The organism is uncultured Campylobacter sp. (assembly GCF_938030815.1).
Classification (GTDB): Bacteria; Campylobacterota; Campylobacteria; order Campylobacterales; family Campylobacteraceae; genus Campylobacter_B.
Genome location: NZ_CALHII010000029.1, coordinates 1 through 4612 on the forward strand (window position 1 = coordinate 1; position 4612 = coordinate 4612).

Consider the following 4612-nt stretch of genomic DNA (forward strand, 5'->3'; position numbering starts at 1 on the left):
TCTATACCGAAATGCTTATTGAGATAAAAAAACAATTAGAGTATGATGGTATGCAGATAAGAGATGTAGCCTTACAAGAGAATGGCAAGCTGTTTATAGATGGGGCTTATAACAACAATTAACACTATGGCAGTCGTAGCACGACACGCATTTAACCTATGGCATTAGACAAACAAACATTAAAAGCGGGCATTATAGCCCTACAGCAGGATATGCAACGCAAAACCGATGCAAGTATGGAAGAGTACGCCGAACGCCTTGCAAGCCTCATTGAAGCCTTTGTAAAAAGTGGAGAGGTAACAGTACAGGCGGGCATAGCCCTACAAGCAGGTAGCTATACGGGGGCTACTACGGGCGTAGGCAAAGGAATAATCAGCTAACAAATTAACAATATGACAAAACTAAATTACATCTTACAGGGATTTGGGTTTAGGGACACTCACGACTTCCTACGCTCAGCTTTTGGTCATACCTTCTCGATGCTTTTTATTAAAATGGACGTTATACTATCATTACTATTTGCTACAATACATTTCCTATTTGGTTTCAACCACTTATTCCTAACTGCCTATGCGGTGTTACTTATCTTTGAATGGATCACGGGGGTGCAAGCCTCACGAAAGCGAGGAGAGAAGCACGAGAGTCGCAAGTTTGGGCGTATGTTATTGAAGATAGCTACCTATTTAGTGCCTATCTATATACTGCATACCTTCTCGGCTAATGTAGAGTTTCCAAGCCTTGGAGGCTTTGAGTTCGACCCCTTTCACTGGCTCTATTGGGTAGTACTTATAGCTATTATATGGCAATTAGTTGTGAGTTTATTAGAAAATTTAGATTGTTTAGGATTTCGATTTGCAAAGGTACTGCTCAAGATAATTAATAAGAAGTTTTATAAGACTTTTGAGTTAGATGATGAGTGTGAGCCACACAGGCAATTAAATAACCAAGATAATGGAGATAACAGTCCTACATAATCAAAGCCTTCTAGACCTTGCTCTGCAACACACGGGTACCATTGAAAGCGTCTTTGAGTTAGCCGAAGCCAACGCCCTTAACATCACCGATGATATGCAGGCAGGCAAAATATTAGCACTACCCGATGAAGCGTTCACTAACAAAGATATATTAGCCTACTATACCGCTAAGAACTTGCAACCAGCAACAGCCTTCACCAAAGAAGACGAACAAGTGTTTGAACGGCAAGAAGGTATTAGTATATGGGCGATAAACTTAGATTTCATAGTAACAGAAGGGAAATTTGTGACATAATTTTATACATAACTTATGGCAAGAAGTATTCAAGATATTCAGCAACTCATTTACGCCCAGAAGGCGCAAGAGCCCGCATTGGAAAGCCTCAACAGCACCTCCAAAGTAGCTATATGGCAACTGTGGGTATATATTATCTCGGTAGCTATATGGAGCTTGGAGAAGCTTTTCGATTTACATAGGACAGATATTGATAAACGCCTTACGGAATTAAAACCTCATACTGCACGCTGGTATAGAAGTAAAGCTCTTGCCTTTCAGTATGGTTATTACCTCGCTCCCGATAGTGATAAATACAATAATCAATGGTTAACAGAGGAGCAGATAGAGGCGAGTAAGATTATAAAATACTCAGCGGTGGTGGAGAGTAAGAACGAGGGTAGGCTTATAGTTAAAATAGCAGGTGAACAAGGCGACACCTTGCAACCTATTACCGATGCCCAACGGCAGAGCTTTGAGGCGTATTTGCAAGAGATAAAAGATGCAGGTGTACGCCTATCAGTGGTGAACTATCAGCCCGATGTGTTGCACCTACAAATGAAAATCATCTATGACCCTTTGGTGCTCGATAGTAATGGGCAAAGTATAACTAAAGCAACCAAACCAGTAGAAGAGACTATAATAAGCTACCTCAAACGCTTACCCTTTAACGGTGAACTCGTATTAGCGCACCTTATTGATGCGCTTCAACAAGCCGCAGGAGAAATATCTAAAATATTTTCGGGAATTATAAAGGCGCTAAGGGAATAGCAAAAATATATAAAACATAGTTTCGTAAAAAATTTACCGAATTTTATACGAGTATTTTCTATTCTTATCTTTTTACTTTCAAATTCTAAATCCTGCAATCTTGACCCCTATTACGCATTTTAGCGCCTACAACCTTATACAAACTATAAATTAGCATATTTATATTGTGCTTAATTAATATCGATCCATGCAATGGTTTCCGAAAGTGGATCAAATTTGGATTTGCTCTAAATTTAAAATGATCCGTCGCTGCTGCTTTCGCGGGGTTTAGGAAGTGGCGAAATTTTAGTGTAATACTCCTCCTTGCCGTTGTATTGGCGACTAAAAACGCCGTCCGGGACGGTGAAGTTGCGCTTGGTTTGCGGATATTCTTTTAAGTAGGCATCTAAAAATTTTGCAAATACCGGTGCTGCGGTACGACCGCCACCCTCGACCTTTCGCATAGGTTTATAATCGTCGTTGCCATACCAGATTATGATCTGCAAATCCGGCGTAAAGCCGCAAAACCATGCATCTATACTATCGTTTGAGGTACCTGTTTTGCCCGCTATGTCGATGCCTTGCACGCGTGCGCGAGTACCGGTGCCGCGCTGCACGATATTTTTTAGTAGCGTAGTCATCAGATACGCCTGTTCAGGGCGCAGCACGCGGCGGCGCTCAGGCTCGATAAAGCGAGTTTTGCCGTCCTTATCGGTAATCGAAACGATAAATTTTGATTTTGCTGTAATTCCAAGCCCCGGGAACATCGAATACATCGTGGAGTATTCAAGCGGCGAAATTCCGTAGCTGCCGATAGCCACCGACAGGGCGGGCGGGACGTTTTTAAAGCCGAACTCGCCCAGCTTTTTTACCGCGCGATCAACGCCGATAGATTGCATCAGATTGATCGAGGCAAGATTGCGCGAGCGAGTTAAAGCTTCTTTGATCGTGATGTAGCCGCTGTAAGTCTTGTCGTAATTTTTCGGCTTCCACGTTTTATCGCTGCCGTCATCGAATTCTCTAGCTATATCGGGAACTTCGGTCATCGTCGAGTAGCCCATATCAAGGGCGATTTGATAGACGAAAGGCTTGAAGCTGGAGCCGGTTTGGCGCTGGGATTGGCTGGCGCGATTGAAATTTGATTTCTCGTAATCCACGCCGCCTACTAAGGCTAAAATTTCGCCATTTTGCGGATGCGTGACGACCATAGCGCCGTTTACGTTGCTTGCATTGGCGTCTTTGTTGCGCTTTAAAATTTCATTGTAGCCGAAAACTAATGCCTCTTGTGCCATCGCCTGCGCCTTTAGATCAAGGCTCGTATCTATGCGGTATCCGCCCGTGCGGACGTCCGGTAGAATTTTTTCGGCTTCTTTTATAATCTCATCTACGGCATACGGCGCTACGTTTTGCGTGAGCGTTTCGTTGTAGATCGTAGGCTGTTCGTTCATCGCAAGCTCATATTCGGTCTTATTTATCCAGCCGAGCTCATGCATCCTATAAATCACGTTATTGGCGCGCGAAAGCGACAAATCCAGGTGCTTAGTAGGATCAAAGCTGCTAGGAGCTTTCGGCAAGCCCACTAAAATCGCAATCTCTTTAAGGCTTAAATCTTGCAAATCTTTTTTGAAATATCCCAAGGCCGCCGTGCGGATGCCGTAATATCCGTGTCCAAAATACACTTCGTTGAAGTAACGCTCTAGAATTTGTTCCTTGCTTAGGGCGTTTTCTATCTTAAGCGATAGGATCGCTTCTTTGATCTTGCGATCAAGCTTCTTTTCGCTCGAAAGAACTAAATTTCGCGTGATCTGCTGCGTAATCGTGGAAGCCCCTTCGACGAATTTCATCGCTTTGACATCCTTAATAATCGCCCTAAAAATCGCCTCGACATTCACGCCGCCGTGTTCGAAAAACGCCGTATCCTCGATAGCTACGAGCGCCTCGATCACGCGACCTGGGATCTCGTCAAATTTTACGTAAATTCTATTTTGTTCATTAAAAACATTGGCTATCAAATTGCCGTTGCGATCGTAAATTTTAGTCGTGAGCTCTGGATGATAATTGATTATGGAGTCCGATTCCAAGCGGATCTGCGAATAAAAATACAAAAAGATGCCGCCTGCTGCGAACGCGCAAACCGTAATAAAACTAAATAAAACTCTTACCATATAAACCTCTTTAAAATTTCCAGATCAAGCCCCATCGCCGTGAATTTTGACCCACGCGAGCTTTTGATATATTTTTCGTTAAAGCCTTCGATACTCATCGCACCCGCCTTGCCGCGCCAATCACCGCTAGCGATATAACCTTTTAAATCCGCTTCATTAAATTCCGCAAATTCAAAGCTTGCGACGCTAAGTGCCGAAAGCTCTAACGCCTTACTGCAAAAAATCATCGCAGTATAAACGGCGCAGCTAGCACCGCTTTGGGCTCGCAGCATCCTTAACGCGTCCGCTTCATCCCGCGCCTTGCCTAAAATTTCGCCGCCGGCAAGCACAGAGCTATCGGCAAACAGCACTCTATCATAATTTTTATAAATTTTAAAAAACTGCGTTTTCTTGGCCAAGACAACGCGGTAAGCATAGGTGCGTGCATCGTCCTTACTAATGCCGCTTTC

The 4612-nt window shown here is 43.5% G+C and carries 6 protein-coding genes; 4 read left to right on the plus strand and 2 right to left on the minus strand.

The annotated features are described in order from the left end of the window. Nucleotides 1–236 precede the first annotated feature (236 nt). From Q0277_RS00775 to Q0277_RS00785, 4 genes are all read left to right on the plus strand, one after another. Nucleotides 237–380, plus strand: a complete 144-nt coding sequence (locus Q0277_RS00775) for a hypothetical protein (protein ID WP_297994532.1) — start codon at nt 237–239, stop codon at nt 378–380. Between the two features lie 114 nt (nt 381–494). Then, nucleotides 495–974 (plus strand): phage holin family protein, encoded by a 480-nt coding sequence (locus tag Q0277_RS11155; protein WP_366517311.1) that lies wholly within the window; start codon nt 495–497, stop codon nt 972–974. Continuing rightward, entirely contained in the window at nt 952–1269 is a 318-nt protein-coding gene (locus Q0277_RS00780) for a hypothetical protein (protein ID WP_297994535.1), read from the plus strand. The genes Q0277_RS11155 and Q0277_RS00780 overlap by 23 nt, the downstream gene beginning before the upstream one ends. 15 nt (nt 1270–1284) lie before the next feature. After that, on the plus strand, nt 1285–2019 hold the full coding sequence (locus Q0277_RS00785; RefSeq protein WP_297994537.1) for a hypothetical protein: 735 nt from the start codon (nt 1285–1287) through the stop codon (nt 2017–2019). Nucleotides 2020–2252: 233 nt separating this feature from the next. On the opposite strand, the gene Q0277_RS00790 is transcribed toward Q0277_RS00785, so the two are convergent. Together Q0277_RS00790 and maf are read right to left on the minus strand one after the other, a co-directional pair. Next, a complete protein-coding gene (locus tag Q0277_RS00790) occupies nt 2253–4163 on the minus strand; it encodes a PBP1A family penicillin-binding protein (RefSeq protein ID WP_297994540.1) in 1911 nt (636 codons plus the stop codon). After that, nucleotides 4157–4612: septum formation inhibitor Maf (gene maf, locus Q0277_RS00795; RefSeq protein WP_297994543.1), on the minus strand; the 456-nt coding region annotated here is incomplete at its 5' end. The genes maf and Q0277_RS00790, both read right to left, overlap by 7 nt.

What these genes read in the sequence shown, in the direction of transcription:
- Q0277_RS00775 (WP_297994532.1), top strand. Translation starts at nt 237, where the DNA reads ATGGAAGAGTACGCCGAACGCCTTGCAAGCCTCATTGAAGCCTTTGTA.
- Q0277_RS11155 (WP_366517311.1), top strand. Translation starts at nt 495, where the DNA reads ATGGACGTTATACTATCATTACTATTTGCTACAATACATTTCCTATTT.
- Q0277_RS00780 (WP_297994535.1), top strand. Translation starts at nt 952, where the DNA reads ATGGAGATAACAGTCCTACATAATCAAAGCCTTCTAGACCTTGCTCTG.
- Q0277_RS00785 (WP_297994537.1), top strand. Translation starts at nt 1,285, where the DNA reads ATGGCAAGAAGTATTCAAGATATTCAGCAACTCATTTACGCCCAGAAG.
- Q0277_RS00790 (WP_297994540.1), bottom strand. Translation starts at nt 4,163, where the DNA reads ATGGTAAGAGTTTTATTTAGTTTTATTACGGTTTGCGCGTTCGCAGCA.